This is a genomic window from Haloarcula sp. H-GB4 (genome assembly GCF_030848575.1).
Taxonomy (GTDB): Archaea; Halobacteriota; Halobacteria; order Halobacteriales; family Haloarculaceae; genus Haloarcula.
Genome location: NZ_JAVDDX010000011.1, coordinates 1 through 3,369, shown reverse-complemented (window position 1 = coordinate 3,369; position 3,369 = coordinate 1). Strand labels below are relative to the sequence as shown.

Genomic DNA, 3,369 nt, shown 5'->3' with positions numbered 1-3,369 from the left:
CGCTTGTACCGACAGTCCGGGTAGTGAGCTAGAAGCGTCTCGTCGACGGCCTCCCAGAAGCCGACCTTGTGTGGCACAACCGACTGCCAGAACCGAGCGCGTGCCAGTGCTGCCCCAACACGCTGGCGTTCCTCACGACGCCACTGCTCGCGCTCGATCATCGCCATGTCGAGGCCCCCTCCGGTCGGTCTGCCATGTATGAACTGGCAAGGTCCAGCCCGGCATCGAGTGTGCTTCGCGTCCCGACCAGTTTGGTCGCTCGTTCGAGTTGCCATCCAGTGTCGCTTCGCTTGAGCAGGACTGTGGCCCCGGTGTCGGGGATGTGCCAGCCGATCGTGTCGTTGCCGACAGCGAGGAACTCCCATTCACCGACGGCGGCTTCTTGTGCCGCCTTTTGCTTGTCAATCAACGCATCTGAACGTGGGCCACCAGCGCCGAAATCGCCTAACGTCGCTGTTCCTGCTGGCGTCATGGGAGGACCTCCCGCCGGTCCCAGCCAGCGAGTTCTGTTTCGATGGCGCTGACGATGGTCGTGACTCGCTCCTCTACCGTGTCTGCCTGCTCACCGTCGATGTCCAGGAGCGAGCGAAGTTCGAGTACATCCGGCAGGGCAATGCTGTCCGATTGCCGGGCCACCGCACGGAGGACGACCGCTTCAAGATCGGCGCTCCCAGACTGCGCTCGAACGGTTGTCGCGATGGACTCGACGAACTTCGGAGTGGTTGGCTGAGACAGGCCTTCCAAACGACGGCAAGACATATTCTGAGACATCCTCTCACCCACCAGAGGAACACAAAATTGGGCCTTACCGCCGCTGTGGGTGGTTTGTTACTTACTGTGTTTGCTGAGATACCTGCTCAATAAGTCTGCGAACCGACCGCTGAGGTTCCTACCAGACAGAGATGATGTTTCGCCGTCTTGCAAGATGCAGAGCGTGTATTCAGGAAAAACAGACCACTTTTTTATTTTAGCCATTGTATACTTCAATAACGGTTGAGATGGAAATGCTCATACAAATTGCGGCTTTGGGAACGATTCTATTTGGGATAGTATACATGATAACCCCTAGAAGAGCACATGAGTCCGGGTTTGAGTTTCTACGCGATACTTCGTCTCCATCAGGCGGGAAGATCTGGCTCTACCGAATACTCGGCATTGGACTCATTATAACTGGATACTCACACCTATTCTAAGATATCCCATTTCACCACAAAACGTCCGACCGACTTTGCTCTGTATCTTGCATGCCGGTCCCACTCAGTAACCGATAGGCCTTCTACCTACGTGTTCCCTCTCCACTCTGTACTGCTCATTGGCAAATGAGCAGACTCACCGGTTCCAGAAAATGCCGTCAGCTACCCAATCCACCCACCGATCTCAACCTGTTCACTGTCTGTTGGAGCATCGTCTGTCGTCTGTGTAGCTGAGTCAAACGGTGGCTCGACGAGACACGGCACTTCGTTGTCGTATGTCCGGTCGGGATGTTTCACACAGTCGACCGTCACGATAGGACTGCACTCAGTGCAAGAGGTCACTGTCCCGTCGAAGCCGTTGATATTCACCGACCAGGGGATGATGCTTGCGAGTCGATATGTCTCCGCTGCTGGACGACGAGTACTAGCAGACCCGCAGCCAACGGCTCCACAGACGTCGCAGGTGAGAAGATGGTCTCGATCTGCCTCGTGGAAGAGCGACGCTGCCTGCTCGACGTTGTCGCGGTCCTGAAGCGCACAGTCCCGGCAGATCGTGAACTCGAACACGCCATCCTCGCGATCTACTTCATCGGGCCACCGGACGTAGGTGAACGCCTCACCGGAGATATCGGCTCTGTCTCCACAGAATCGACAGTACTCGGCCGTTGCCTCGGGCTGGACGCCGCTCATCGAGACCACCGTGCAAGTGTTGATTGTTCGCGAGCAGTGTCTACGGGGCACAGAAAGCGCCACTTGTAGCGCTCTCGAATCGGCTTGTCCTCGCGGTTGCTTGCCTGCCCTGGCTCTCGATAGCCCGTACAGGTCCAACCCTTGTCTTTCAGTGCTCGAACCATCGCCCCGTCGTAATCCGAGCGAACCCACGTTAGGAGAAATCGAGTGTCGCGGTCGTCGCTCGCTAAGAAGTGTTCTTGGGAGCGAGCCAGCGCTGCTGAGGCAAGATTAGGCATCTGAACGCCCATGCAGATCCGCGCGGCCTCGACGAGCGAGTCGCCAGAAATTACCTCGCTATCAACGACTGGTGTGTCCGTCGACGGAAGCACTCGCCGGGCGGTCGCTCGAATCTCTGCAGGAAGACTGTCGATCTCGACTGGCTCGGGACAGAGCTGGCCGTCGACGCCGTACCGAATGCGCTTTTTCGAGATCAGCGGGTAGCGATACGTGATAGCTCCAACGAGCGAGTCTTGGAAGTATAGCCCGTGATGGGCGAGATTGACCGACGGCAGCGACCCCATATATGAGTGATGCGCCTCGTACACGGCAGCTGCGGTGTCCCTGTCGATTGGTTCGACGGTGACGTGATCGGCGAATCGAATCCCGAGGGGTGCCGTGAACGGGTCACCGTTGGCGTGAATCGGACAGGAACACTCCCCTGTGTCTGCTGGCGGGCGATGCTGGAACGACTGTGCTCGCGTCGACGCTGAGTGCGTGGACATCCTCTCACCCACCAGAGGAACACAAAACCGCTATCGAGTCACCAAGGGGTGATGACAATGCCGGCGTCTGGGCCTTCGATATACACTGGTTCACACCCACGATAGAAGATCGTGAATCGTTCTGGCTGGTACGCAGGATGCTTCGCAAGCGTTGCGACTGCACGGCTCACGTCCGCTGGCGGGAACTGTGGCTCGCCTGACCGGAGGGCAAGGCGACCGGACTGGAGCACGTCCCACGACTGGAACTGGTAGTCGGTTGGAGGGGTAAACGTCTCTCGGGCCGTCGCGACAAGATACTCCGCACCGTCGACGACTTTTCCGGCTATAGAATAGCGAGCAGACTCCGGACGAACGGTGACAGCGCCATCGAACGCAGAGACTCCTTCATCCTTCCAGACAAACGGCGAGGGAGGCTTGGCGACTGCAATTGGTTGCCCGTCGATGGGCGATTCGTTGCGGTTCGTGGCTGATCCATCACGGACTTCAGAGGTTGGTTCTGTCATCCTCTCACTCGCCGGAGGAACGAAAAATCGCCGCGTCAGTCGAGGCCGGGGAGTCGTTCAGCGATGATGACGCCGCCCCTCGGCCCCTCCAAGTACAGTGCTGTGTGCCCACGAAAGTAGAGGGTGTATCGGTCTGGAACGTACTGGTGGCCGGTCGAAAGCGTCGCGATGGCCTTCGACAAGAGCCGTGCCGAGAACAGTGGGTCGCCGCGATGATTC

5 protein-coding genes and 1 pseudogene are annotated in these 3,369 nt (G+C 58.1%); all 6 read right to left on the bottom strand.

Annotated elements, in window-relative coordinates; all coding sequences use genetic code 11:
* Positions 1 to 157: 157 nt before the first annotated feature.
* Entirely contained in the window at positions 158 to 472 is a 315-nt protein-coding gene (locus RBH20_RS21280) for a hypothetical protein (RefSeq protein ID WP_306712417.1), read from the bottom strand.
* Complete coding sequence (locus RBH20_RS21275; protein ID WP_306712416.1) at positions 469 to 759, bottom strand: hypothetical protein; 291 nt, start codon at positions 757 to 759, stop codon at positions 469 to 471. The genes RBH20_RS21280 and RBH20_RS21275 overlap by 4 nt, the downstream gene beginning before the upstream one ends.
* Positions 760 to 1,355: 596 nt before the next feature.
* Positions 1,356 to 1,883 (bottom strand): hypothetical protein, encoded by a 528-nt coding sequence (locus RBH20_RS21270; RefSeq protein WP_306712415.1) that lies wholly within the window; start codon positions 1,881 to 1,883, stop codon positions 1,356 to 1,358.
* Positions 1,880 to 2,647, bottom strand: a complete 768-nt coding sequence (locus tag RBH20_RS21265; protein ID WP_306712414.1) for a hypothetical protein — start codon at positions 2,645 to 2,647, stop codon at positions 1,880 to 1,882. Before RBH20_RS21265 ends, RBH20_RS21270 begins: the two co-directional genes overlap by 4 nt.
* A gap of 38 nt (positions 2,648 to 2,685) precedes the next feature.
* The gene (locus tag RBH20_RS21260) at positions 2,686 to 3,150 is read right to left on the bottom strand and encodes a hypothetical protein (RefSeq protein WP_306712413.1); all 465 of its coding nucleotides are present in this window, start codon (positions 3,148 to 3,150) and stop codon (positions 2,686 to 2,688) included.
* Between the two features lie 35 nt (positions 3,151 to 3,185).
* Positions 3,186 to 3,369, bottom strand: a pseudogene (locus RBH20_RS21255) (hypothetical protein); the annotation flags it as partial.